A 23636-nucleotide genomic window follows, 5' to 3' on the forward strand; every position below is an offset into this window, starting at 1 on the left:
CCGTAGCGCTCCGGAAGGTCCCGCCACGGCACACCCGTCCGGGTCCGGTACAGGATCCCGTCGATAACCTGCCGATGGTCCCGCCACCTGCCGCAGCGCCCGTTGCTCACCGGCAGCAGCGGACGAAGCCGCTCCCACTGACCATCAGTCAGATCACCCCTACTCCCCATAGTCGCATCAACGACTCAACTGATCGGCAGGACACGGCCTAGGAGCCCGCGTCGGCCCAGCCCAGGCCGGGCCCGCCGCCCAGGCGTTCACATCTGCCCGCCCTGTTCGTCCTCCCCGTCCGGCCGGGGCTCGCCGCCTAGGCGTTCGGGTCGGGCCGGAGGGTGCAGAGGCGCTTGGTGGCGCGGGTCAGGGCGACGTAGAGGTCGCGTTCGCCGGCCGGGCGGGCGGTGGCGATGCCGTCCGGGTCGAGCACCAGGGCCTCGTCGAACTCCAGGCCGCGGGCCTCGGAGGCCGGGACCAGGCGGGCGTGGTGCTCGACGCCGGCGGCGGCCAGGGCCGGGAGCCGGTCGTCGGCGCAGACCACGCCGAGCAGGTCGCCCGGGTGGGCGGCGGCCTGGGTGCGGAGTTCGTGCAGGAGCGCGTCGACCAGGCGCTCCGGGGCGGCCGTGACGGTCCGCGGTTCGTCGCCCTGCCGGATCGAGCGGACCGGCGGCTGCCCGGGGGCGATCCGGCGGAGCAGTTCCCCGGTGGTGGCCAGGATCTGCTGCGTGGTGCGGTAGCTGACGGTCAGGGTGCGCAGGTCGAAGCGCCGGCCGAGGTGCGGGGCGAGCGCCTCGTCCCAGTCCCGGGCGGTCGCCGCCGGGCCCGCCTGGGCGAAGTCGCCGACCAGCGTCATCGACCGGGACGGACAGCGGCGCAGCACCGTCCGCCACTGCATGGCCGTCAGCTCCTGGGCCTCGTCCACCACGACGTGCCCGAAGTCCCGCGCAGGCGGCCCGTCCACCAGGGCGGCCGCCTCGTCGAGCAGCGGCACGTCCGCCCCGGTCCACGGCGCGCCGGGGGTGCGTAGCAGCAACTCCCGTTCGGTGTCGGTGAGTTGCGGCAGGTGCGCGGCCAGCACGGCGGGGTCGGCAAGCAGCGCGTCGACCACCTCGGCGGGGGTCAGCCGGGGCCAGAGCCGTTCGACGGCCCGGTCCAGATGGGCGTCGTCCAGCAGCGCGGCCCGGACCGCGTCGGCGTCGAACTCCTCGCCGCCGGCGGTGGGTTCGGCGTCGAGGCCGAGCCGGTGCAGGTCCCGGGCCGCCATCCGGTCCAGGTCGATGCCGGTGAGCAGGGCGACCTCGGCGTCCAGCCGCTCCAGGGTCTCGGCCGTGCCCCGGGCCAGCGTGTCCACCAGGGCGTCCACCAGCAGTTCCAGGAACAGTTCGCGCGCCCGGTTGTGGGCGGCCCCGCCGGCCCGGGCCGCCTCGCGGGCCCCGGCGACCTCCGCCGCGTCCAGCCGGACCCACTCCTGACCGACCCGGACGGCGAACTCCCCGTCCGGCGCCTGCCGGGCCCGGACCACGGCGGCCAGCGCCCCGGCCAGGTCGGCGCGGCCCTTGAGGCGGGCGGCCGCGAAGCCGTCGGCGGCTCCGGGCCGGACCCCGGCCAGTTCCTCGCAGGTCGCCAGCACGACGTCGTTCTCGCCGAGCGAGGGCAGCACCTGGGAGACGTAGTCCAGGAAGCGCGCGTTCGGGCCCAGCACCAGCACGCCGCGCTCGGCGGCCTTCGGGAACGCGTACAGCACGTACGCGGCGCGGTGCAGCGCCACCACCGTCTTCCCGGTGCCCGGGCCGCCCTGCACCACCGTCACCCCGCGGTGCGGGGAGCGGACGATCGCGTCCTGCTCCACCTGGAGGGTGGCCACCGCCGTGCCCATCCGGCCGGTGCGGCGGGCCTGCAGCGCCGCCGCGAGCGGGCCGTCGCCGAGGACGTCCCCCGCCGCCGGGGCCGAGCCGTCCAGCAGTTCGTCGCTCACCCCGAGCACGGTGCGGTCCGCCACGCTCAGGTGGCGGCGCCGGCGCAGCCCCATCGGGTGCACCGGGGTCGCCTCGTAGAAGGCCCGGGCCGCCGCCGCCCGCCAGTCCACCAGCACCGGCAGTTCGTCGCCGTCCCGCTGCAGGCCCAGCCGCCCGATCCGCAGCGCCGTCCCGTCCGCCAGGTCGATCCGGCCGAACACCAGCCCGCCCTCGGCCCCCTCCAGCCGCCGCACCTCCCCCGCCAGCCGCCCGGCCGCGACCTCCCGCTCGTACACCGCGCCCGCGCCGTCCGCCACCGCCGCGAGCACCTCCCGCAACTGCGCCCGCGCCCCGGCCAGCCGCTCGTCGAACAGTTCCCCGATCGCGGACACCTGCACCCGCTCCAGCTCCACCTGCTGCCCGGCGTCGCCGTGGATCTCCGCCAAAGAAGAGCCCCCCTCTCGATTCGACCCACCACTATGCAGATCGCCCCCGGGAAAGTAAATGTTGACTTTCCCTTCGCAGCTGTGTCTCCCATTTCCGCCCGCCCGCATTTCCGACGAATTCCGGAACCCCGGGCCGCCACCCGCATTCGAATTTCCGACGGAAATCGGTGTCAATCCGTCTCCCCGGGCCGCTGCCAGACCAGCGAGTAGCGCCAGAACAGGCGGCGGCGCAGGCGGGCGCCGGGGAGGAGGCGGCGGGCCTCGCGGGTGATGTCGGGGAAGGTCATGGTCGCCGGGCGGGTCGGGGCGGTCATCGAGGCCGGGCGGGGTGCTTTCCGGCCCCTGTTCCTGATCCAGGCCATGGCGAGGTTCGCGGGTACGGCCACGGCCTCGATCAGGTGGTCGCTCCGGGTGTGCGGGTGGTAGAGGCCGAGGACGATCAGGGTTCCGCCGGGAGCCAGGGACGCGCGGAAGCGGGTGAGGGCGGGGCCGAACGGCAGGTGGTGGAGGGTGGCGACGCAGGTGATCACGTCGTGGCGGCCGGGTGGCAGTTCCTCCGGGGCGGCGGCGACGGTGAAGGCCACCGGGGCGGCGGGGTCGGTGAGTTCCCGCGCGCGGTCGACGATCGCGGGGTCGGCGTCGATCCCGTGCACGGCCGCCGCCCGGGTGGCCAGGATTCTGGCGAGGTCCCCGCTGCCGGAGCCGACGTCCAGGGCCGTGCCGAAGCGGGCGGGGAGGCGGCGCAGCATCCACCGGTGGTAGTGGGCGTTGTGGTCCCAGGGGCGGGCGGCGTGGAAGCGCTCCAGCGCCTGCAGGACCCGGGGCTGAAAGGTCGTCATGGTCGGAAAGTCCATCAGCCCCGCGGGGCCGGCGGAACCCCCGTCAGGGGACGAGGACGACCTTGCCGAGGTTGCGGCGCCGTTCGACCAGGGCGTGGGCCCGGGCGGCCTGGCTGAGCGGGATCTGGGCGTGGACGGCGGGACGGAGGGTGCCTGCGCCGTACAGCTGCCAGAGTTCGCGCTGCCAGCGGGCGTGGCGCTCGGGCTGCCCCGCGGCGACGGCGCGCATCTGGAAGCCGATCAGCGAGGCGCCGCGGAGCAGGAGCTCATGGGCCTCGACGGCGCCGCCGCCGGAGCTGAAGGCGACCAGCCGGCCGCCGGGTGCGAGGCAGCGGACGGCGGGGGCGAGCAGGTCGCCGCCGACGCCGTCGAGGATCACGTCGTACGGGCCGCCCCAGTCGGCGTCCGCGTAGCGGACCACCTCGTCGGCGCCCATCCAGCGGACGAAGTCGACCTTGGCCCGGCTGCTGACGGCCGCGACCACGCGCCCCGCCCCGAGGGCCCGGGCGTACTGCAGGGCCATCACGCCGACCCCGCTGGCCGCCGCCGTGACCAGCACCGATTCGTGCAGCTGCGGGCGGGCCGCCTCGTAGGCGCCGAGTGCCACCAGGCCGCTGCGGACCACGGCGACGGCGTCCACCGCGGTGACCCCGGCCGGCACCCGGGAGGCCATCGCGGTGCTCAGGACCGCGAACTCGGCGTAGGCGTCGGCGAAGCACAGGCCGGTGACGTGCTCCCCCAGGGCGAAGTCCTCGACCCCCGGGCCCAGCGCGACGACCTCCCCGGCGATCTCGCCCCCGAGCGCCACCGGCCCGTCGCCGCGCTCCCACAGCTTGCGCACGGTGGGCAGGGTCACCCCGATCGCGCCGACCCGGACCAGCAGCTCGCCGGCAGCGGGCTCCGGCCGGTCGACCCGCTCGGCGAGCAGCGCACCGGGTTTGCCCTCGGCCTTGTGACGAATGCGCAGCACAGTGCTCTCCCCCGCCGGAAATTCATTGGATGGTCCAACGATAGGATGAAACCATGGGGCTGTCCAACGACTTTCGCTAGTCTGTTCCCGTGACCTCAGACCTCCAGCGCATCGAGAGCCTGCCGTCCTGGCTCGCCGGTCGGCTCGCAGACCGGGGCCGGGAGCTGGTCTCCGCCGCAATCGCCACGGAGGGCCTCAGGCTCCTGCAGTTCGCGGTGCTGGCCGCCGCCGCCGAGTACGGCCCCGTCACCCAGGCCGACCTGAGCCGCTACCGGCCCATCGACCCCAAGGACCTGGTCGTCGTCCTCAACCACCTCCAGCAGGCCGGCCTCGTGCTGCGCAGCCCGCACCCCTCCGACCGCCGCAAGAACGTCGTCACCGTCACCCCGGACGGCACCGCCGTGCTGGCCCGCTGCACGGCCCTGGCCGAGGCCGCCAACGCCGAACTGCTCGCCCCGCTCACCCCCGCCGAGCGCGAGCAGCTGACCGCCCTGCTGACCCGCCTGCACGAGGCCGGAACGGATCGGAGCGGCGGGGACCGATGAGTTCGCCCGGCCCGGTTCGTCTGCATGGTGAGACCGGAGAGACCGGTCGGACGATCCGACACACCGGGAGCACGCCATGGGCCTGATCCACATCGAGCTGTTCACCACCCTGGACCTGGTCGGGCAGGCGCCGGGCGGGCCGGAGGAGGACCCGGAGGGGTTCGCGTTCGGCGGCTGGCAGGTGCCGCTGATGGACGAGGTCGCCGGGGCGCAGATCGACGCGTCGTACGTGGGGACGGACGCCCTGCTGCTCGGGCGGCGGACGTACGACATCTTCGCCGCCTACTGGCCGCAGGCCGGGGACAACCCGTTCGCCGAGTTGTTCAACCGGGTGCCGAAGTACGTGGCCTCGCGGAGCGCGATCGAGCTGCCCTGGGCCGGTTCGGTGCAGCTGGGGCCGGACCTGCCCGCGGCGGTGCGGGAGATCCGGGACAAGCACGAGCACGTGAAGGTGGTCGGCAGCCTGGACCTGGTGCAGACCCTGCTGCGCGAGAAGCTGTTCGACCGGCTGGACCTGCTGGTGCACCCGATCGTGCTCGGCACCGGCAAGAAGGTGTTCGCGGAGGGCACCGTCCCCACCAACCTCACCCTGCTGGAGCCGCCCGCCGCCGGCCCGCGCGGCGCGGTCTTCCTGCGCTACGCGCTCGCCGACGGCGTCCCGGCGACCGGCGACATGGCCGACTACCGCCCGGAGGACTGACCGCCGCCCGGCGGACCGTCGGAGACCGCCCCCGGCGGACCGTCAGGGGCTCGCCTCACGGACCGTCGGGGGCCGCGAGCGGCAGCACCAGCCGGAAGGTCGCCCCGCCGGGGGCGTCCTCGACGGTGAGGGCGCCGCCGTGCAGGGCCGCGATGTCGCGGGCGATCGGGAGGCCGAGCCCGGTACCGCCGTCGTCGCGGCTGCGCGCGTCGTCGAGCCGGGTGAACCGTTCGAAGATCCGCTCGCGGTCGGCGGGGGCGATGCCGGGGCCGTCGTCGGCGACCTCCAGCACGGCCCGGCCGTCCTCCGCGGCGAGCCGGACCTCGATCCGGGAGCGGGCGTGCCGCCGGGCGTTGTCGAGCAGGTTGGTGAGCAGCCGGCCCAGCCAGAGCGGGTTGCCGGTGACGCCCAGCGTCGGCGGCCCGGTCACGGCCACCGGCAGCGGGCCGCGGGCCCCGGCGGCGGTGCGGGCGAGCTCGGCCAGGTCGACGCCGGTGCGCGGCCCGTCGTCGCCGGCCGCGTCGAGCCGGGCCAGCAGCAGCAGGTCGGCGGCCAGCGACTGGAGGCGCTCGGTGTCCTGCCGGGCGCCCTCGACCATCGCGGCGCGGACCTCCGGGTCGGGGTGGGTGTGCGCGACGTCGAGCTGGGTGCGCAGCACGGCCAGCGGGCTGCGCAGTTCGTGCGAGGCGTCGGCGATGAAGCGGCGCTGGCGGACCCCGGCGGCCTCCAGTCGGTCCAGCATCGCGTTCATGGTGCGGGCCAGGCGGGCGATCTCGTCGTCGCCCGCGGGCTCGGGGACCCGGCGGTCGAGTTCGCGGTCGCCGATCGCGGCGACCCGGGAGCGGATCGCCTCGACCGGGCGCAGCGCCCGGCCGGTGGTCCGCCAGGTGAGGACGCCGACGGTGGCGACCAGCAGGGCGCTGAGCGCGCCGAGCGCGGCGGTGGTGAGGTCCTCGGCGGTGTCGGCGGTGTGCAGCGAGGCGCCGACCCGGACGGTGACGGGGCCGGTGGGGGTGTCGGCGGTGAGGGTGCTGACCCGCTGGTGGTGCTCGTCGCCGAGGGCGCCCAGGTCGAAGGTGCCGCGGCCGCCGTCGGCGCCAGGGGCGAGCGCGGGGTGGCCGGCCAGGTTCTGGCTGGCCGCGAGGACCGTCCCGTCCCGGTCGGTGACCTGGATGAAGTCGGTGCCGTGGTCGAGCGGGAGCTGCGCGGGCAGCCGGCCCTCGGCGGCGATCCGGGCCACCGCCCGGGCCTGCTCGCGGGCCCCGGCCTCGACGGTGCGCTGCAGGTTGACCCGGAGCACCAGCAGGACGGCCGCGGAGGCGACCAGCAGCACGACGGCGACGCTGGCGCAGGCGGCGAGCGTGGTCCGGGTGCGGACCGAGCGCGGCGCGAACCGCTCGACGGCGGCGGCGACCCGGGGCCGGGCCAGCAACCGCCGCAGCACCCCACCGGGCCCCTTCCGCCCGGTCAGCGCGGGCTCCCGCTCAGCCACCGTCGGCCGCCAGCCGGTACCCGGCGCCGCGCACGGTCTGGACGGCGGAGCGCCCGAACGGGGCGTCGATCTTGCGGCGGAGCGCGCTGATGTGGACCTCGACGGTGTTGGGGTCGCTGTCGGGCCCGCTGTCCCAGACCTCCGCCAGGATCTCCCGCTTGGAGACGGCCTCCCCGGCCCGCCGGGCCAGGTGGTCGAGAACGGCGAACTCGCGGGGCGTCAGGGCGACCGGCTCCCCGGCCCGGGTGCAGGTGCGGGCGGCGGAGTCCACCACCAGGTCGCCCAGCACGGTGCGGCGCGGCGCGCGGGAGCCGATCCGCCGGGCCAGCGCCCGGAGCCGGGCGACCAGCACCACGAAGGAGAACGGCTTGGACAGGTAGTCGTCGGCGCCGGTGTCCAGCGCCTCGGCCTCGTCCCACTCGCCGTCCTTGGCGGTCAGCATCAGGATGCCGGCGTCGCTGCCCGCGGCCCGCAGTCGGGAGCAGACCCGGTAGCCGTTCAGGCCGGGCAGCATGATGTCCAGGACGATCACGTCGTAGGCGTGGGCGGTGGCCCGGGCCAGGCCGGACAGCCCGTCGTGGACGATGTCCACGGCGAAGCCCTCGACCTCCAGCCCGTGCTTGATCGCCAGGGCCAGCCGCCGTTCGTCCTCCACCACCAGTACGCGCATGCCTCCAGGGTCGCAGGCCGCCGGGCCGGAATCCTGAAGACGCCTTCAGGTCTTCAGCAACCCTTCAGCGCGCCCCGGCCATGCTGGGCCGGTCGTCCGCGCGGTGCGGACCGCGAGAGGAGCCGCTGGGCCGTGAGCGCCACCACAACGACCTTCGCCGAACGGCGTCCTGACGGGGCGCCGGCCCGGCCGTGGAGCAAGGTGCCGGAGGTGACCGCCGGGTTCTGGGCGGTCAAGGTCCTCACCACCGGCCTGGGCGAGACCGCCTCGGACTGGCTGGCCCGCACGCTCGGGCCGGTCCCCGCGGTGGCGGGCGCCGCCGTGCTGCTGGCGGCGGCGCTGCTGGCGCAGGCCCGGGCCGACCGCTACCGGCCGGCCGTGTACTGGGGGGCGGTGGTGCTGGTCAGCGTGTTCGGCACGATGGCCGCCGATGTCGCGCACGTGGCGCTGGGCGTGCCGTACGCCGTCTCGGCGGCCGTGTTCGCGCTGGTGCTGGCCGCCGTGTTCGTGCTGTGGCGGCGCACCGAGGGGACGCTCGCGGTCGCGGAGGTGCGCGGCGGGCGCCGGGAGGTCTGGTACTGGGCGGCGGTGCTGACCACCTTCGCGCTCGGCACGGCGGTGGGCGACCTGACGGCGGCCACCCTGGGCTGGGGCTACCTGGCCTCGGGCGGGCTGTTCGCGGCGCTGATCGCGGTGCCCGCGCTCGGCCACCGGGTGTTCCGGCTGCCGCCGGTGACCGCCTTCTGGTGGGCGTACGTGCTGACCCGGCCGCTGGGGGCGTCCTTCGCGGACTGGGCCGGGGTCGGTCCGGCCCGCGGCGGCCTCGGGCTGGGGACCGGCCCGGTGAGTCTGGTGCTGGGCGCGGTGGTGGCCGGTGCCGTGCTGCGGGAGGTACTCGCCGCCCGGCGGGCCCGTCCGGGCGACACCGGCTGAAGACGCCTTCAGGTCTTCAGCAACCCTTCAGTCCCGATCGGCCATGCTGGTCGGGTCGGCGGCGGGCGGGGCCGGACGTTCCCCGGCCCGCTCCTCCCGGCCCTTCGGAAAGGCGCTCCCCCTGATGTCCGTTCTGCACGCCCTCCCGGCCCAGCTGGCCGTCAATCCGCTGGACGCGGGCTCGCTGCTCGGCGCGTTCGGCGCGCTGGGCATCGCCGCGGTGCTGTTCGCCGAGACCGGCCTGCTGGTCGGGTTCTTCCTGCCGGGCGACTCGCTGCTGTTCACCGCCGGGCTGCTGTGCACCACCGGCGGGCACGGCGGGCCGCACCTGGTGCTGTGGCAGGTGCTGGTGGCGGCCGCGGCGGGCGCGCTGGCGGGCGCGCAGGTCGGCTTCCTGCTCGGGCGGCGCGGCGGCCGGGCGCTGCTGGCCAGGTCGCGGAACAAGCGGCTGCACGAGGGCGCGCTGCGGGCCGAGGAGTTCCTGTCCCGGTACGGGCACGGCCGGGCGGTGGTGCTGGCGCGCTTCGTCCCGATCGTCCGGACGGTGCTGAACCCGCTGGCGGGGGCACTGGGCGTGGGCACCCGGACCTTCACGCTCTGGCAGGTCGCGGGCGGCCTGGTCTGGACGGTGGGGCTGGTGCTGGCCGGGTACGGGCTGGGCTCCTCGGTGCCGAACGTGGACCACTACCTGCTGCCGATCGTCGCCCTGGTGGTGGCGCTCTCGCTGCTGCCGATCGGGCTGGAGCTGCTGCGCTCGCGCCGGGCCGGGGCCCGATGAGCGCGCCGCTCGCGCTGGACGGCCGGCCGATCGACGGCGGCCTGTACCTGCGGGTCGACCACTGGGCCCAGCACCTGCCGGGGCCGGTGCAGCACCTGGTCGCCGGGTTCTCCGCGTACGGCCTGGGCCTGCTCGCGGTGCTGATGCTGGCGGCCTGGTGGCGGGCCCGCCGGACGGACGGGGCGGCGATGGCGCGGGTGCTGGCCGCCCCGTTCGCGGTGGTGCTGGCGTTCGCGGCGGACACCGCGCTGAAGTCGGTGCTGCGCGAGCCGAGGCCCTGTCAGGTGCTGGACGCGGGGCGGACCCTGGAGGTCTGCCCGGGCGTCGGGGACTGGTCGCTGCCGAGCAACCACACGGTGATCGTGTTCGCGGGCGCGGCGGTGCTGTGGCACGCGGACCGGCGGCTGGGCGCGCTCGCGGCGGTGCTGGCGGTGGCGATGGGGCTGTCCCGGGTGCTGGTGGGGGTGCACTACCCGCACGACGTGCTGCTGGGCGCGCTGGTCGGCACGGCGGCCGGGTACCTGCTGGGCCTGCTGGCCCGGTACGGCGCGCCGCTGGTGGAGCGGGCCCGGGCGGGGCGGCTGCGGCCCTGGCTGGCGGCGGCGTGAGCGCGCGGCGGCCGCGGGCCGTGCTGGCGGTGTGCTGGACGCTGTTCGCGGTGCTGGCGGTGGTGCTGGCCCGGCGCGACTGGCTGCCGTTCGGCTTCGAACGGGCGGCGGTGGACTGGTCGGTGGCGCACCGTCCGGCCGGGGCGGAGACGGCCGCCGAGTGGCTGACCTCGCTGGGGACGGACGTGTTCCCGTACCTGCTGGCGCTGGCCGCCGGGGCGTGCGCGGCCCGGCCGTACGGGTACCGGACGGCCGCCGGGGTGCGATGGCTGCTGCTGCCGGTGGGGTGGCTGATCGCGGGTCAGCTGCTGCGGCAGGCGCTGATGCACGGCTTCGGGCGGCCCCGTCCGCCGGCCTCGGGGTGGGCGTTCGACGCGTCCGGGTTCTCCTTCCCGTCCGGGCACTCGTTCACCTCGGCGGTGTCGGCGGGGCTGCTGGCGCTGGCCCTGGCGGGGTCGGGGCGGCGGGCGGTCCGGGTGGGTGCGCGGGTCGGGGCGGTGCTGTTCGCGGGGGCGATCGGGCTGAGCCGGGTCTACCTGGGGGTGCACTGGCCGCTGGACGTGCTGGGCGGGTGGCTGCTGGCGGCGGGCTGGCTGGCGCTGGGGGTGTTCCTGCTGGGGGCGCCGCTCCGCCGGCCGGGGGGACTACAAGGCAAGTAGACAGGTTAGGCAAACCTTAGTAAGGTGTGCCTCGCCTTGGCGCGCCGCCGAGCCGTACGACCGCTCGACCACGCGTCACTTCCCCTCTGCACCCCCGGAGTTCCCATGTCTGCCCGTCGTCGTTCCGTCGCTGCCGCGTTCCTGGTCCTCGCCGTGGCGGGGGCGGGGCTGGTGGGCTGTTCGAAGAAGGACGCGGGGAAGGGCTCGGCGGACGCGGCGGGCGGGCCGGTGCGGGTGACCGCCACCGACGACAAGTGCGAGCTGTCGCGCACGTCCTTCCCGGCGGGGCACGTGGAGTTCGAGGTCGCCAACAAGGGCGGCAAGACCACCGAGGTCTACGTCTACGCCGAGGGCGACCGGATCGTCACCGAGCGGGAGAACATCGGCCCCGGCACCAAGGCCACCGTCAACGCCGAGATCAAGGCCGGCGCCTACGAGGTGGCCTGCAAGCCCGGCATGACCGGCGACGGCATCCGCCAGAAGATCACCGTCACCGCCGCCACCACCGCCGCCGCCCCCACCGACGAGCGCCTGACCCGCGCGGTCGCCGACTACCGCGCCTACGCCCAGGAGCAGGCCGACGCCACCATCCCCGTCGTCGAGCAGTTCGCCGCCGCCCTCACCGCCGGCGACCTGGACAAGGCCAAGGCCCTGTTCGCCCCCTCCCGCGTCGGCTGGGAGCGCACCGAACCGGTGGCGGAGAGCTTCGGCGACATCGACCCGAAGACCGACACCCGCGAGGACGCCCTCGAGGACGGCCAGCAGTGGACCGGCTGGCACCGCCTGGAGAAGGCCCTGTGGGCCGACAACAAGGTGGGCGAGGAGGAGAAGGCCCTCGCCGCCCAGCTCGTCACCGACCTCAAGGACTGGCAGAAGCGCATCCCCGCCGCCGAGATCACCCCCACCGGCATGGCCAACGGCGCCAAGGAACTCCTCGACGAGGTCGCCAAGAACAAGATCACCGGCGAGGAGGACCGCTACAGCCACACCGACCTGTCCGACTTCGCCGCCAACGTCGAGGGCGCCCGCCAGGCCTACGAACTCCTCAAGCCCGTCGCCGCCGACCACGACCCCGCCCTCACCCGCACCCTCGACACCGAGTTCGAGAAGATCACCGCCCTCCTCGCCCAGTACCGCCACCCCGACGGCACCTACACCCCCTACGACCAGGTCCCCGAGGACCGCCGCAAGACCTTCTCCGACGCCGTCAACTCCCTCGGCGAACCCCTCTCCAAGCTCGCCGCCGCCGTCGTCACCAAGTAGACCCGCCGGACGGGGCCGGGCCGGGCCCGCTCAGGAGGTGGGGCGCAGCTCGGCCATCGCGGACCAGCCGGTGCCGGGGGTCTCGACGTTGACGATCTCCGGGACGGTGGCGATCGCACCCGCCATCGCCTCCATCGCCGCCCCGAAGTGCGCCGACTCCACGTGCCGGGCGCCCGCCGCGCCGTCGGCGAAGGCCTCCAGCAGCACGAAGCAGTGCGGGTCGTCGACGCTGCGCGACCACTCGAAGAACAGGTTGCCTGGCTCGGCCCTGGTCGCCGCCGTGAAGTCCGCGACCAGGTCGAGCCAGGTGTCGCTGCGCTCGGGCCGGACGGTGAACTTGACCGCGATGAAGATCATGACTGCTTCCTGCTTCCCGGGACGGCGGACTGTCGGCCCCACCGTGCCACGCCGCCGCCGGCCCGGGAGCGCGGCACGCCCGGGCCGGCGGCGTCGCGCGGGTCACACCGCGCTGCTCACGCCCCGGCGCCCGGCGCTCCGCCGCCCGGTGCTCCGCCGCCGCTGAGCAGGCGGCGGGCGGCGGCCGCGATCGCCGCCCGGTCGATCCCGGCGGCGTGCAGCTGTTCCGCGCTGCTGCCGGAGCCGGGCAGGACGGTGACGGCGAGCCGGGCCAGCGCCGGGTGCTCGCCCGCCTCGTCCAGGGCGGCGAGCACGGCCTCGCCGAGGCCGCCCTCGGGGCGGTGGTCCTCGGCCACCACCAGGGCGCCGGTCTCCCGGGCGGCCCGGGCCAGGGTGTCGGCGTCGAGCGGCTTGACCGAGTAGAGGTCGATCACCCGGGCCTCGACGCCCTCCGCCGCGAGCCGGTCGGCGGCGGCCAGGCACTCGTGCAGGGTGACCCCGGCGCCGACCAGCGTGACCCGGTCCTCGGGGCCGCCGCCGCGCGGCGTCTTCGACCCGCCGACCGGGAACTCCTCGGCGGGCCCGTACAGCACGGGGTAGGCGCCGCGGGTGGTGCGCAGGTAGCCGATGCCCGGCAGGTCGGCGGCCGCGGCGGTCAGCGCGGCGGCGGAGGCCGCGTCGCTCGGGTACAGCACGGTGGAGCCGCGGACGGCCCGCATCATCGCCAGGTCCTCCAGGCCCATCTGGGACGGGCCGTCGGCGCCGATCTCCACCCCGCAGTGGGTGCCGCACAGCGTCAGGTCGACCTCCGAGACGGCGGCCATCCGGACGAAGTCGTGGGCCCGGGTGAGGAAGGCCGCGAAGGTGGTGGCGTACGGGCGGAAACCGCGCACGGCCGTCCCGACGGCGGTGGCGACCAGCTGCTGCTCGGCGATGTAGCTCTGCACGTACCGGTCGGGGTGGGCTTCGGCGAAGTCCTCGGCGTGGGTGGAGTTCCCGACCTCGGCGTCCAGCGCCACCACCTCGGGGCGGGCGCCGAGCGCGGCCAGCGCCTTGCCGAACGCGACCCGGGTGGCGATCTCGTCGCCGATCTCGAACTCCGGCAGCTCGACCGCCGGGGCGGCGGTCTTCGCCCGCGGGGCGTCCTGCGGCGGGCGCGGGCCGCGCACCCGCAGGTCGCGGACGCCGCCGAGTTCGGCGACGGCCCGCTCGGCCAGGTCCTCCGGCAGCGGCTTGCCGTGCCAGCCCTCCCGGTCGGCGACCTCGGCGACGCCCCGGCCCTTCACGGTGCGGGCCACCACCACGGTCGGCGCGGAGCCGTCGGCGGCGGTGCGGAACGCCTCGTCGACGGCCGCCAGGTCGTGCCCGTCCACCACCAGCGCCCGGCAGCCGAAGGCCTCGATCCGGCGGGCGTACGAGGCGGTGTCCCACTGGAGTGCGGTGGGCCCGCGCTGGCCGAGGCGGTTGACGTCGACGATCGCGGTGAAGTTGCCGAGCCGGTGCCGCCCGGCCGCGTCCAGCGCCTCCCAGACCGAGCCCTCGGCGGTCTCGCTGTCGCCGCACAGCGTCCAGACCCGGAAGTCCCGGTGCTCCAGGTCGCGCCCGGCCAGCGCGATGCCCACCGCGCAGGCGATCCCCTGGCCCAGCGAGCCGGTCGCCAGGTCCACCCAGGGCAGCACGGGCGTCGGGTGCCCCTGCAGGCGGTGGCCGAACCGGCGGTAGCCGGTCATCAGCTCCCGGTCGGTGACCGCGCCCGCGGCCTTGGCCATCGCGTACAGCAGCGGCGAGGCGTGCCCCTTGGAGAGCACCAGGTGGTCGGCGGCCCGGTTGTCGGGGTCGGCCCAGTCGTAGCGCAGGTGACGGGTCATCAGCACGGCCGCCAGGTCGGCCGCGGACAGGCTGGAGGTGGGGTGCCCGGACCCGGCGGAGGTGCTGGCGCGGATCGCGTCGACCCGCAGCTGCTGCGCCAGCTCGAAGACCTGGTCCAGCGCGGTGTCGGGGCCGAGCAGGGTCTGCACGTTCATGGCGGGGCGCCTTTCGGGGCGGAGGGACACGGGCACGGCCGCGCCTACCCGGCCCGCCCGGTCCGACGCGTGCCCGCTCCGCACGCATCGTTCGGCGTTCCGTCCCGGGCTCTCCGTTCGGCGTTCCGTCCCGGGCTCTCCGTTCAGCGTTCCGGCGTCAGCACGTAGCGGTGCTCCGGCCGCCCGGTGTCGCCGTAGCGGAGGGTCAGGCGCAGGCGGTGGTCCTGGGCGAGCTGGCGCAGGTAGCGCTGGGCGGTGGAGCGGGAGAGGCCGGTGGCGTCGGCGACCTCCTGGGCGGACAGCGGGCGGCCGGCCCGCCGGAGGGCGGCCAGCACCAGGTCGGTGGTGGGGGCGCTGTGGCCCTTGGGGAGGGCTGCGGCGGGGGCGCTCGCGGTGCGCAGCGCGGCGAACATCCGGTCGACCTCGTCCTGGGAGGTCTCCCGGGCGGCCGGCCCGGCGAGGGCGTGCCGGAGGTCGGCGTAGGCGGTGAGCTTGTCGCGCAGCCCGGCGAAGCTGAACGGTTTGACCAGGTACTGCAGGGCGCCGTGCTGCATGGCCTCGTGGACGGTGGAGACGTCGCGGGCGGCGGTGACCATCATGACGTCGGTGCGGATGCCCGCCTCGCGCAGGCGGCGGACCAGGGCGAGGCCGGTCTCGTCGGGCAGGTGGTGGTCGAGCAGGACGAGGTCGGTGGGGCGGCGTTCGAGGGCGGCGAGGGCCTGGCCGGCGCTGTGCGCGGTGCCGGTGACCCGGAAGCCGGGGACCTTGGCCACGTACGCGGCGTGCACGTCCGCGACCCGGAAGTCGTCGTCGACCACGAGGACGTCGATCATGCGCGCTCCAGCAGGGGGTCGGTGGGGGGCACGGGGGCGGTGGCGCGGGACGGTTCCGCGGCGCAGGACGGTTCCGCGGCGTTCGGCGGGTCGGTGGCGCAGGGCGGGTCGGTGGCGCGCAGGGCCTCGGGGAGTTCGACGGTGAAGCGGGCGCCGCCGAGCGGGCCGGTGCCGACGGCGAGCCGGCCGCCGGTGCGGCCGACCAGGCGGCGGACCAGGGCCAGGCCGAGGCCGCGCGGGCGGTGGGCGGGGGCGTCCTTGCTGGTCCAGCCCTCCTCGAAGACGCGTTCGCGCAGTTCGGCGGGGATGCCGGGGCCGCTGTCGGCGACCTCGACCAGCAGGGTGGTGCCGGCGGTGCGCAGCCGGACCTCGACGGTGCCGCCGGCGGCGAGGGCGTCGACGGCGTTGTCGACCAGGTTGCCGAGCACGGTGACCAGGGCGCGGGGGTCGAGCAGGGCGTCGGGCAGGTGGCTGTCGGGGGTGACGCGGAGCCGGACGCCGCGTTCGGCGGCGACGGCGGCCTTGCCGGTGAGCAGGGCGGCGGTGTGCGGGTCCCGGACGTGTGCGGCGACGGCGGCGGCGAGCGCGGCGTGCGTGCCGGACTGTTCGGAGATGAAGGCGGCGGCCTGGTCGTGGCGGCCGAGTTCGAGCAGGCCGAGCAGGGTGTGCATCCGGTTGGCGTGCTCGTGGTCCTGCGCCCTGAGCGCCTCGGTGAGGCCCCGGGTGTGGTCCAGCTCCCGCACCAGGGACTCCAGTTCGGTGCGGTCGCGGAGGGTGGTGACAGCGCCGCCGTCGGCGGTGGCCATCCGGTTGACGACCAGCACCCGGTCGTCCCGGACGGCGGGCAGGTCGGCGCCCTCGACCCGGCCGGTGAGGACGTCGGCGAGCCGGCCGGGCGGCAGCAGCTGGTCGACGGTGCGGCCGGTGCAGTCGTCGGGGAGGGCGAGCAGGCGCAGCGCCTCGTCGTTGGCGAGCCTGATCCGCCCGGCCGGGTCGAGGGCCACCATGCCTTCGCGGATGCCGTGCAGCATGGCCTCGCGCTCGATCAGCAGGGCGGCGATGTCGGCGACCGCGATGTTGTGGGTGCGGCGCTTGAGCCGGCGGGCGAGCAGCAGGGTGGCGGCCGTCCCGGCGGCGAGGCCCGCGCCGGCGCAGAGCAGGATGCCGCCGGTCATCGAGACCAGCCGGCGGCGGATCGAGTCGTCGCTGAGGCCGACCGAGACCTCGCCGACGATCCGGCCGTCGGCGGTGCGCAGCGGGACCTTGCCGCGGGCGGTGCGGCCGAGGGTGCCGTCCTGGATGGCGGTGACGCTCTCGCCGCGCAGCGCGGGCTCGGGGTCGGTGGAGACCCGCAGGCCGATCCGGGCGGGGTCGGTGTGCGAGAGCCGGATGCCCGCGTCGTCGGTGATGACCACGAACTCGGCGCGGCTGGCGAGCCGGACGCGTTCGGCGATGGCCTGCGCGCGGTCGGGGTCGCGGTCGGCGGCGGCCCGGGCGACGTCCTGGTCGGTGGCGGTGACCTGGGCGATGGCGAGGGCGCGCTGCATGGCGTCGCGGTCGAGTTCGCGGCTGACGGGGGCGAGGAACAGCCCGGCGGTGACGGCGGTGACGCCGACGGTCACCACGGTCTGGCCGAGCAGCAGCTGGGCGAAGACCCGGCGGGGCCAGTGCAGCCGTCCCATCGGCGTCTCCTTCCAGCTCAGCGGGGGTTCGGGCGGGGGCCACCCTATGTTTCCGGCGTGTTTCTGTCAGCCCCCGCCCGGTTTGTTGTAGCGGAAGCAAAACGAGCAGAACAGCCCTCTGTGCCGCAAACCCGCGTTACGCCCGGAAGGCTCCCGCCCCGCCCGGTCGGCCTCGTAGCGTCCCGGTCCACAGCACAACTGGCCGGCGAGGGAGCCGGCCGGGGAGGTAGGTGGTTCACGTGGACCCGCAGAAGGCCGGGGCCGTCCCGGCGATCGAGTTGACCGGGGCGACCAAACGCTTCCGGACCCCGTCCGGCGCCCTGCACACCGCCGTCCGGGAGCTGGACCTGACGGTCGCCCCGGGCGAGTTCGTCGCCGTGGTCGGCCCGACCGGCTGCGGCAAGTCCACCACGCTGACGCTGGTCAGCGGGCTGGAGGAGCCCACCGAGGGCGAGGTGCGGGTGTACGGGGAGCCGGTGTCCGGCATCAACCCGCACGTCGGCTTCGTCTTCCAGCAGGACGCGGTGTTCCCGTGGCGCACCGTGCTGTCGAACGTGATGGCGGGGCCGCGGTTCCGGGGCGTCCCGGCGGACGAGGCCCGGGAGCGGGCCCGCGACTGGCTGGGCCGGGTCGGCCTGGCCGCGTTCGAGGACCGCTACCCGCACCAGCTGTCCGGCGGCATGCGCAAGCGCGTCGCGCTGGCGCAGACCTTCGTCAACGACCCGCGGATCCTGCTGATGGACGAGCCGTTCTCGGCGCTGGACGTGCAGACCCGGGCGCTGATGTCGGACCAGCTGCTCGACCTGTGGGCGGGCACCGGCTCCTCGGTGGTCTTCGTGACCCACGACCTGGACGAGGCGATCGCGCTGGCCGACCGGGTGGTGGTGATGACGGCCGGGCCGGCCACCGTGAAGGAGGTCTTCCCGGTCGACCTGCCGCGCCCGCGCACCGTCGAGGCGGTGCGCCTGCAGCCGCGCTTCGTGGAGCTGTACCGCGAGATCTGGGCGTCGCTCGGCGAAGAGGTCCGCATCACCCGTGAGAGAGGAGCGGACCGTGCCGCTTGAGACCGCCGCCACGAAGGCCGCCGCCGCCCCCGCCGCCCCCGCCGCCTCCCGCACCGAGGTGCGCGAACGGGCGGCCCGCCAACGGAAGTTGGGCGTGTACGCGGCCCGGGCCGCCGTGCTGGCCGGGGTGCTCGGCCTGTGGGAGGCCGCCGCCGCGACCGGGGTGATCGACCCGTTCAACTTCTCCCGGCCGTCGAAGATCTGGGCGCAGATCTGGCAGTGGATCACCCACGGCACCGCGCAGGGCTCGCTCGGCGAGCAGATCGGCTACACCCTGTACGAGGCGCTGACCGGCTGGGTGCTCGGCGTGGTCGGCGGCGTGCTGCTGGGCATCGCGCTGGGCCGGGTCCGCTTCCTGGCGGACGTGTTCGGCCCGTACGTCAAGGTGCTGAACGCGATCCCGCGGATCGTGCTGGCCCCGATCTTCCTGATCTGGTTCGGCCTCGGCCCGGCGTCCAAGGTCGCCTCCGCGGTGGTGCTGGTGTTCTTCCCGGTGTTCTTCAACGCCTTCCAGGGCGCCCGCGAGGTGGACCGCAACCTGGTCGCCAACGCCCGCATCCTGGGCGCGGACAGCCGGAAGGTCACCCTGCAGGTCGTGGTGCCCGCCGCCACCACCTGGATCTTCACCAGCCTGCACGTCAGCTTCGGCTTCGCGCTGATCGGCGCGATCGTCGGCGAGTACATCGGCGCCACCAAGGGCCTCGGCCTGCTGGTCGCCGCCGCCCAGGGCACCTTCAACGCGGCGGGCGTGTACGCCGCGATGGCCATCCTCGCGGTGGTCGCGCTGCTCACCGAGGGCCTGCTGACCTTCGCCGAGAAGCGCCTGTTCCGCTGGAAGCCGGCCGACGCCGGCGACAGCCGCTGAGACCCCCCTTCCTTTTCGTCCTGTTCGTCCTGAGAGGCTCCCCCACCATGCGCAGAACCGCTGCCGCTGCCCTCGCCGCCGTGCTCCTGCTGCCGCTGGCCGCCTGTGCCAACGACGCCGCCTCCTCCACCCACACCGGCGCCGCCCCCGCCGGGAAGAAGGTCGACGGGCCCACCGTCAAGATCATGGTCGGCGGCCTGGACAAGGTCATCTACCTGCCCGCGATGCTGACCCAGCGGCTCGGCTACTTCGCCGACGCCGGGGTCAACGTCGAACTGCTCAGCGAACCGGCGGGCGTCAACGCGACCACCGCGCTGCTGGCGGGCGACGTGCAGGGCGCCGTCGGCTTCTACGACCACACCATCGACCTGCAGGCCAAGGGCAAGAGCGTCGAGTCGGTGGTCCAGTTCTCGCAGGCCCCCGGCGAGGTCGAGGTGGTCTCCGCCAAGCAGGCCGACGCGATCAAGTCCGGCGCGGACTTCAAGGGCCGCAAGCTGGGCGTCACCAGCATCGGCTCCTCCACCGACTTCCTCACCAAGTACCTGGCCGTCAAGAACGGCGTCGCCGTCAACGAGTTCAGCCCCGTCGCGGTCGGCGCCGGCCAGACTTTCATCGCCGCGATGCAGCAGGGCTCGATCGACGCCGGCATGACCACCGACCCCACGGTGGCGACCCTGCTCTCCAAGCAACTCGGCACCGTCCTCTACGACATGCGCACCCCCGAGGGCTCCCGGGCCGCGCTCGGCGGCCTCTACCCCTCCTCCTCGCTCTACATGAACACCGCCTGGGTGAACGGCAACAAGGACACCGTCCAGAAGCTCACCAACGCCTTCGTGAAGACCCTCAAGTGGATGAACACCCACACCCCCGAGGAGATCGCCGCCCAGATGCCGGCCGACTACTCCCAGGGCAGCGCCGCCGACTACGCCGCCGCCATCAAGGCCACCCTCCCGATGTTCACCACCGACGGCGTGATGCCCCCCGACGGCCCCAAGACCGTCCTCGCCGTCCTCGCCGCCTTCCACCCCGACGTCCAGGGCAAGGAATCCACCATCGACCTCGCCAAGACCTACACCACCGAATTCACCACCAAGGCCACCGGCTGACCCCCACCCTTCCCTTGCGGCCCCGCCCCTCCCGCCCCGGAGGGCGCGGGGCCGCCGCGTTCCCGTCGGTGGGACGCCCTACGATCCCGCCCATGCGCACACGTCCGACGGGGACGGCCGAGGGGCCGTACGACGCCGCCTTCCTGCCGTCCTGCCGCCTGGTCCCGGCCGCTGCCGGGCGGCCGGTGACCGCGCCGGTGGCCAAGCTCGGCGGGCAGCCCGTCTGGCTGGAGGAGCCGGCCTGGCCGCTGGAGCCGGCCAGTGGCCGTCCGCTGGTGTTCGTCGGGCAGTTCCCCGTTCCCGGCGACACGCTCCGGTTGGCCTACCTCTTCCTCGACGAGGAGGACCTCGTGATGGGCGGAGCGGCCGACCCGGAGTCCGGCGAGGCCGTCCTGCTGGTGCAACCCGGCGGCCGCGTCCCGTCCTTCGCCGTCGTCGGCCCGCCCGGCACCCGGGGCCGGACGCTCTGGCGCCTGGGCCCGGACGACACCGAGATCCCCGTCGAGTGGCGGCTCGACCTGCCCCCGGTCCCGCCGGACGACGAGGACCCGGACGGCGAGGACCCGGACGACCGTCTGGGCGGCACCGCCCGTTACCCCCACCGGTGTGCCCGCGTCGACGCCCCCTGGCGGTTCCTCTTCGTCCTCCGCGACCGCCCCGACGGCGGGGAGGACGACCCGTACTTCCTCAACTTCGGCTACGGCCGGGGCTGGGGCTTCGTCAGCCCCGACCACCGCGAGGGCCGGTTCTACTGGGAGCGCTGCTGACGCCGCCGGCGTTCACTCCTGCGGGTGGTGACACGCCCGGGGTGTGGAGGTGGGTGTTCGAGGCGGGGGCCGGGCGGGGGCGGGCCGGGGCGGGGGATTCGTACGATGGTTGACGGGAACCTTACGCGTGCGGGCGGGTACGTTCGGTGACATGACGGCACGGTCGGAGGCGCGGCGCGGGTCCGGGCCCGGGTGGGTACCGGCGGTGCTGCTGGCCGTGCTGGTGCACCTGTTGATGTGTGCGCACGGTCCCGGGGACGGGGGTTCCAGGCCGTCGGTGGACGCGGTCTCCGTGGTGGCGGTGGCGCCGGTGGCGTGTTCCGCGTCGTCGGCGGCGGACCACCAGGACGGGGACGGGCACCGGGCCGAGTGCGCCGGGTTCGACCAGCCCGTGACGGCGCATCAGGAACCGGCCGGGGTCGAGGAGCCCGCCGCGGCCGGGACGGCCGACGTCCCGGTCGGGGTGCCGCCACGCGTCCCGCCCGCGCCGCGGGCGGTGCCCGGGGACGGCGGGCGGGCCAGAGCGGTGCTCGGGGTCTGGCGGACCTGAGGGGCCCCGCTGCGGTGCCGGAACCGGCCCGCGGCCGCGCAGTCCCGACCGTCCCTCAGATCCCGGCCCGCCACCGCGCGGTGGCGCGGGCCGCAGGAGACCCATGTCCGCGTTGCTCTCCCCCACCACCGACCCGCTCCACCCGGCGGCGTCGAGGACCCCTCGCACCGCCCGCACCGCCCGGACGCCCGCCGGCCTGGTCGGCGACACCCCCGTGCTCCGGATCGGCGCACCGTTCACCGCCCCCGGCCGCGGCTTCTGGGCCAAGCTGGAGGGCCGCAACCCCGGCGGCATCAAGGACCGCCCCGCCCTGCACATGGTGCGCGCCGCCCGCGACCGCGGCGAACTCCGCCCCGGCGCCCGGATCGTGGAGTCCACCTCCGGCACCTTCGGCCTCGGCCTGGCCCTGGCCGGCGTCACGTACGGGCACCCGGTGACGGTCGTCACCGACCCCGGCATCGAACCGCTGATGACGGGCCTGCTCACCGCGTACGGCGCCGAGGTCGTGATCGTGGACGCCCCGCACCCGGTGGGCGGCTGGCAGCAGGCCCGCCGCGAACGGGTCGCCGACCTGCTCGCCGCGCACCCCGGCGCCTGGTGCCCCGACCAGTACCACAACCCCGACAGCGTGGCCGCGTACCGCCCGCTCGCCCTGGAACTGGTCGCCCAGCTCGGCCGGATCGACGCCCTGGTGGTCAGCGTCGGCACCGGCGGCCACTCGGCGGGCGTCGCGGGCGTGCTGCGCGAACGCTTCCCCGCGCTGCGGGTGGTCGGCGTCGACAGCACCGGCTCCACCGTCTTCGGCCAGCCCGCGCTGCCCCGCCTGATGCGCGGCCTCGGCAGCAGCATCCACCCCCGCAACGTCGCGTACGGGCTGTTCGACGAGGTGCACTGGGTGGCCGCCCCCGAGGCGGTCCGGGCCGCCCGCGACCTGGCCGCCACCCGCTGCGCGAGCGGCGGTTGGAGCGTCGGCGCGGTCGCCCTGGTCTCCCGCTGGCTGGCCGCCACCACCCCGCCGGGCACCCGGATCGCCACGGTCTTCCCGGACGGCCCGCAGCGCTACGTCGGCACCGTCTTCGACGACCCCTGGTGCCGGGCCCACGACCTGCTCGGCCACCGCCTGCCCGAGCACCCCGACGAGATCGCCCACCCCGCCGAACGCACCGTCACCCGCTGGACCCGCTGCCGCACCGTCCTCGACCCGCTCGACCCGCTCGACCCGACCGTGCCGACCGCACCGGCCGCGCCGAGGGCCGGCACCGGCGAAGGGGCCTCCCGGTGAGGGCGCTGTGGCGGCGGACCCGCAGCTTCGGCCCCACCGTCCGCCTGCTGATGGTCAATCAGTTCGGCATCAACCTGGCGTTCTACCTGTTGATGCCGTACCTGGCCGCGCACCTCTCCGACGACCTCGGGATGGCCGCCTGGACGGTCGGGCTGGTCCTCGGCGTCCGCAACCTCTCCCAGCAGGGCATGTTCCTGCTCGGCGGCACCCTCGCCGACCGCTACGGCTACCGGGCCCCGATCCTGGCGGGCTGCCTGCTGCGCACCGCGGGCTTCGCCCTGCTCGGCCTGGCCGACTCGCTGCCCGCGCTGCTGGCCGCCTCCGCCGCCACCGGTCTCGCGGGCGCCCTGTTCAACCCGGCCGTGCGGGCGTACCTCGCGGCGGAGGTCGGCGCAGAGCGCCGGGTCGACGCGTTCGCCCTCTTCAACGTCCACTACCAGGCCGGGATGCTGCTCGGCCCGCTGGTCGGACTCGCCCTGCTGGCCGTCGACTTCACCGCGGTCTGCACCGTCGCGGCGGCGGTCTTCGGCGCGCTGACCGTCCTCCAGTGGCGGTTCCTGCCGGCCCGCCGCGAACGGCCCGCCGAGCAGCGCGGGAGCGTCCTCGCCCAGTGGCGGACGGTGTTGGCGAACCGGCCGTTCCTGCTGTTCGCCGCCGCGATGACCGGCTCGTACGTGCTGACCTTCCAGGTGTACCTGGCCCTCCCGCTCGCCGCCGGGCGCGCCCTCGGCACGGACGGACCGGCTGCCACCGGCGGCCTGTTCACGGTCTCGGCGGCCGTCGCCGTCCTCGGCCAACTCCGGCTGACCGCCCGGGCGAAACGGCTCCGCACACCGTCCCGGGCCCTGGTGGCGGGCCTGGCCGCGATGGGCGCCGCCTTCCTCCCGCTGGCCCTGCTGCCCCCGTCCGACCGCGCGGCCCAACTCCTCGCCCTGGGCCTGGCGGTGGCCGTCCTGGCCGCCGCGGGCGCGGCGGTGTACCCCTTCGAGATGGACACCGTCGTCGCCCTCGCCCGGAACCGCCTGGTCGCCACCCACTACGGCCTCTACAACACCGTCTCCGGCCTCGGCATCACCCTCGGCAACCTGGCCGTCGGCGCCCTCTGGGACTTCGGCACCCGCCACCACGCCCCCTCCCTCCCCTGGCTCGCCCTCACCGCCACCGGCCTCGCCTGCGCCACCGCCGTGCACCGCCTCACCCGCACCGCCCGCCACCACCCGGCTCCCGCCCCGGTACCCACCGGGTAGGGTGCCG

At 75.4% G+C, this 23636-nt stretch carries 24 protein-coding genes; 14 read left to right on the forward strand and 10 right to left on the reverse strand.

All coding sequences use genetic code 11. The features are described 5' to 3' along the window. From ACIOHG_RS24485 to ACIOHG_RS24500, 4 genes are all read right to left on the reverse strand, one after another. On the reverse strand, positions 1-170 hold a 170-nt coding region (locus ACIOHG_RS24485; protein WP_400953846.1), incomplete at its 3' end, for a transposase. A 137-nt stretch (positions 171-307) separates the two neighbouring features. Beyond that, a complete protein-coding gene (locus ACIOHG_RS24490; RefSeq protein ID WP_400953725.1) occupies positions 308-2395 on the reverse strand; it encodes a HelD family protein in 2088 nt (695 codons plus the stop codon). 170 nt (positions 2396-2565) lie between these two features. Beyond that, entirely contained in the window at positions 2566-3234 is a 669-nt protein-coding gene (locus ACIOHG_RS24495) for a class I SAM-dependent methyltransferase (RefSeq protein ID WP_400953726.1), read from the reverse strand. 43 nt (positions 3235-3277) lie between these two features. Continuing rightward, positions 3278-4204 carry a zinc-binding alcohol dehydrogenase family protein gene (locus tag ACIOHG_RS24500; RefSeq protein WP_400953727.1) on the reverse strand — a complete coding sequence of 309 codons (927 nt, stop codon included), beginning with the start codon at positions 4202-4204 and terminating at the stop codon, positions 3278-3280. An 89-nt stretch (positions 4205-4293) separates the two neighbouring features. On the opposite strand from ACIOHG_RS24500, the gene ACIOHG_RS24505 reads away from it, so the two are divergent. After that, positions 4294-4749, forward strand: a complete 456-nt coding sequence (locus ACIOHG_RS24505) for a MarR family winged helix-turn-helix transcriptional regulator (RefSeq protein WP_400953728.1) — start codon at positions 4294-4296, stop codon at positions 4747-4749. A gap of 76 nt (positions 4750-4825) precedes the next feature. Then, positions 4826-5449, forward strand: a complete 624-nt coding sequence (locus ACIOHG_RS24510) for a dihydrofolate reductase family protein (RefSeq protein ID WP_400953729.1) — start codon at positions 4826-4828, stop codon at positions 5447-5449. A gap of 55 nt (positions 5450-5504) precedes the next feature. Here the strand turns inward: ACIOHG_RS24510 and ACIOHG_RS24515 are convergent, their stop codons facing one another. Beyond that, positions 5505-6941 (reverse strand): ATP-binding protein, encoded by a 1437-nt coding sequence (locus ACIOHG_RS24515; protein WP_400953730.1) that lies wholly within the window; start codon positions 6939-6941, stop codon positions 5505-5507. Continuing rightward, positions 6934-7611 carry a response regulator transcription factor gene (locus ACIOHG_RS24520; protein ID WP_400953731.1) on the reverse strand — a complete coding sequence of 226 codons (678 nt, stop codon included), beginning with the start codon at positions 7609-7611 and terminating at the stop codon, positions 6934-6936. The genes ACIOHG_RS24515 and ACIOHG_RS24520 overlap by 8 nt, the downstream gene beginning before the upstream one ends. A gap of 132 nt (positions 7612-7743) precedes the next feature. Between ACIOHG_RS24520 and ACIOHG_RS24525 the strand changes: the two genes are divergently transcribed. The 5 genes from ACIOHG_RS24525 to efeO all read left to right on the forward strand — a co-directional run bounded on the left by ACIOHG_RS24525 (position 7744) and on the right by efeO (position 11852). Then, entirely contained in the window at positions 7744-8544 is an 801-nt protein-coding gene (locus tag ACIOHG_RS24525) for a hypothetical protein (protein WP_400953732.1), read from the forward strand. Between the two features lie 124 nt (positions 8545-8668). Further along, complete coding sequence (locus ACIOHG_RS24530; protein ID WP_400953733.1) at positions 8669-9322, forward strand: DedA family protein; 654 nt, start codon at positions 8669-8671, stop codon at positions 9320-9322. Then, complete coding sequence (locus ACIOHG_RS24535) at positions 9319-9930, forward strand: phosphatase PAP2 family protein (RefSeq protein WP_400953734.1); 612 nt, start codon at positions 9319-9321, stop codon at positions 9928-9930. Before ACIOHG_RS24530 ends, ACIOHG_RS24535 begins: the two co-directional genes overlap by 4 nt. Continuing rightward, a complete protein-coding gene (locus tag ACIOHG_RS24540) occupies positions 9927-10589 on the forward strand; it encodes a phosphatase PAP2 family protein (RefSeq protein WP_400953735.1) in 663 nt (220 codons plus the stop codon). The genes ACIOHG_RS24535 and ACIOHG_RS24540 overlap by 4 nt, the downstream gene beginning before the upstream one ends. Positions 10590-10694: 105 nt before the next feature. After that, positions 10695-11852: an iron uptake system protein EfeO gene (gene efeO / locus ACIOHG_RS24545; protein ID WP_400953736.1), complete on the forward strand. Its 1158-nt coding sequence runs from the start codon at positions 10695-10697 to the stop codon at positions 11850-11852. A gap of 30 nt (positions 11853-11882) precedes the next feature. Here efeO and ACIOHG_RS24550 read toward each other — a convergent pair whose 3' ends face one another. The 4 genes from ACIOHG_RS24550 to ACIOHG_RS24565 form a co-directional block, all read right to left on the reverse strand. Then, on the reverse strand, positions 11883-12209 hold the full coding sequence (locus ACIOHG_RS24550) for a putative quinol monooxygenase (RefSeq protein WP_400953737.1): 327 nt from the start codon (positions 12207-12209) through the stop codon (positions 11883-11885). 116 nt (positions 12210-12325) lie between these two features. After that, complete coding sequence (locus tag ACIOHG_RS24555; protein ID WP_400953738.1) at positions 12326-14233, reverse strand: transketolase; 1908 nt, start codon at positions 14231-14233, stop codon at positions 12326-12328. A 143-nt stretch (positions 14234-14376) separates the two neighbouring features. Then, positions 14377-15066 carry a response regulator gene (locus ACIOHG_RS24560; RefSeq protein WP_400953739.1) on the reverse strand — a complete coding sequence of 230 codons (690 nt, stop codon included), beginning with the start codon at positions 15064-15066 and terminating at the stop codon, positions 14377-14379. After that, positions 15063-16748, reverse strand: coding sequence for an ATP-binding protein (locus ACIOHG_RS24565; RefSeq protein ID WP_400953740.1), 1686 nt, complete (start codon positions 16746-16748; stop codon positions 15063-15065). Before ACIOHG_RS24565 ends, ACIOHG_RS24560 begins: the two co-directional genes overlap by 4 nt. Positions 16749-16987: 239 nt before the next feature. Here ACIOHG_RS24565 and ACIOHG_RS24570 point away from each other — a divergent pair, with 239 nt between their 5' ends. The 7 genes from ACIOHG_RS24570 (at position 16988) to ACIOHG_RS24600 (ending at position 23629) form a co-directional block, all read left to right on the forward strand. Continuing rightward, a complete protein-coding gene (locus ACIOHG_RS24570) occupies positions 16988-17812 on the forward strand; it encodes an ABC transporter ATP-binding protein (protein WP_400953741.1) in 825 nt (274 codons plus the stop codon). Further along, the gene (locus ACIOHG_RS24575; protein WP_400953742.1) at positions 17802-18677 is read left to right on the forward strand and encodes an ABC transporter permease; all 876 of its coding nucleotides are present in this window, start codon (positions 17802-17804) and stop codon (positions 18675-18677) included. Before ACIOHG_RS24570 ends, ACIOHG_RS24575 begins: the two co-directional genes overlap by 11 nt. A 47-nt stretch (positions 18678-18724) precedes the next feature. Continuing rightward, positions 18725-19783, forward strand: coding sequence for an ABC transporter substrate-binding protein (locus ACIOHG_RS24580; protein ID WP_400953743.1), 1059 nt, complete (start codon positions 18725-18727; stop codon positions 19781-19783). Positions 19784-19875: 92 nt separating this feature from the next. Then, positions 19876-20550, forward strand: coding sequence for a hypothetical protein (locus ACIOHG_RS24585; RefSeq protein ID WP_400953744.1), 675 nt, complete (start codon positions 19876-19878; stop codon positions 20548-20550). A gap of 151 nt (positions 20551-20701) precedes the next feature. Further along, positions 20702-21100, forward strand: coding sequence for a hypothetical protein (locus ACIOHG_RS24590; RefSeq protein WP_400953745.1), 399 nt, complete (start codon positions 20702-20704; stop codon positions 21098-21100). Between the two features lie 103 nt (positions 21101-21203). Beyond that, positions 21204-22382: a PLP-dependent cysteine synthase family protein gene (locus ACIOHG_RS24595; RefSeq protein ID WP_400953746.1), complete on the forward strand. Its 1179-nt coding sequence runs from the start codon at positions 21204-21206 to the stop codon at positions 22380-22382. Next, entirely contained in the window at positions 22379-23629 is a 1251-nt protein-coding gene (locus ACIOHG_RS24600; protein WP_400953747.1) for an MFS transporter, read from the forward strand. Before ACIOHG_RS24595 ends, ACIOHG_RS24600 begins: the two co-directional genes overlap by 4 nt. Positions 23630-23636: the final 7 nt, after the last annotated feature.

Origin of the sequence: Kitasatospora sp. NPDC088134 (assembly GCF_044741705.1) — a bacterium.
Classification (GTDB): Bacteria; Actinomycetota; Actinomycetes; order Streptomycetales; family Streptomycetaceae; genus Kitasatospora.

Excerpts from the sequence above, each read along its gene's own strand:
- ACIOHG_RS24535 (WP_400953734.1), top strand. The coding sequence starts at position 9,319 with ATGAGCGCGCCGCTCGCGCTGGACGGCCGGCCGATCGACGGCGGCCTG.
- ACIOHG_RS24555 (WP_400953738.1), bottom strand. The coding sequence starts at position 14,233 with ATGAACGTGCAGACCCTGCTCGGCCCCGACACCGCGCTGGACCAGGTC.
- ACIOHG_RS24595 (WP_400953746.1), top strand. The coding sequence starts at position 21,204 with ATGTCCGCGTTGCTCTCCCCCACCACCGACCCGCTCCACCCGGCGGCG.
- ACIOHG_RS24495 (WP_400953726.1), bottom strand. The coding sequence starts at position 3,234 with ATGACGACCTTTCAGCCCCGGGTCCTGCAGGCGCTGGAGCGCTTCCAC.
- ACIOHG_RS24585 (WP_400953744.1), top strand. The coding sequence starts at position 19,876 with ATGCGCACACGTCCGACGGGGACGGCCGAGGGGCCGTACGACGCCGCC.
- ACIOHG_RS24520 (WP_400953731.1), bottom strand. The coding sequence starts at position 7,611 with ATGCGCGTACTGGTGGTGGAGGACGAACGGCGGCTGGCCCTGGCGATC.
- ACIOHG_RS24560 (WP_400953739.1), bottom strand. The coding sequence starts at position 15,066 with ATGATCGACGTCCTCGTGGTCGACGACGACTTCCGGGTCGCGGACGTG.
- ACIOHG_RS24580 (WP_400953743.1), top strand. The coding sequence starts at position 18,725 with ATGCGCAGAACCGCTGCCGCTGCCCTCGCCGCCGTGCTCCTGCTGCCG.
- ACIOHG_RS24530 (WP_400953733.1), top strand. The coding sequence starts at position 8,669 with ATGTCCGTTCTGCACGCCCTCCCGGCCCAGCTGGCCGTCAATCCGCTG.
- efeO (WP_400953736.1), top strand. The coding sequence starts at position 10,695 with ATGTCTGCCCGTCGTCGTTCCGTCGCTGCCGCGTTCCTGGTCCTCGCC.
- ACIOHG_RS24565 (WP_400953740.1), bottom strand. The coding sequence starts at position 16,748 with ATGGGACGGCTGCACTGGCCCCGCCGGGTCTTCGCCCAGCTGCTGCTC.
- ACIOHG_RS24550 (WP_400953737.1), bottom strand. The coding sequence starts at position 12,209 with ATGATCTTCATCGCGGTCAAGTTCACCGTCCGGCCCGAGCGCAGCGAC.
- ACIOHG_RS24510 (WP_400953729.1), top strand. The coding sequence starts at position 4,826 with ATGGGCCTGATCCACATCGAGCTGTTCACCACCCTGGACCTGGTCGGG.
- ACIOHG_RS24590 (WP_400953745.1), top strand. The coding sequence starts at position 20,702 with ATGACGGCACGGTCGGAGGCGCGGCGCGGGTCCGGGCCCGGGTGGGTA.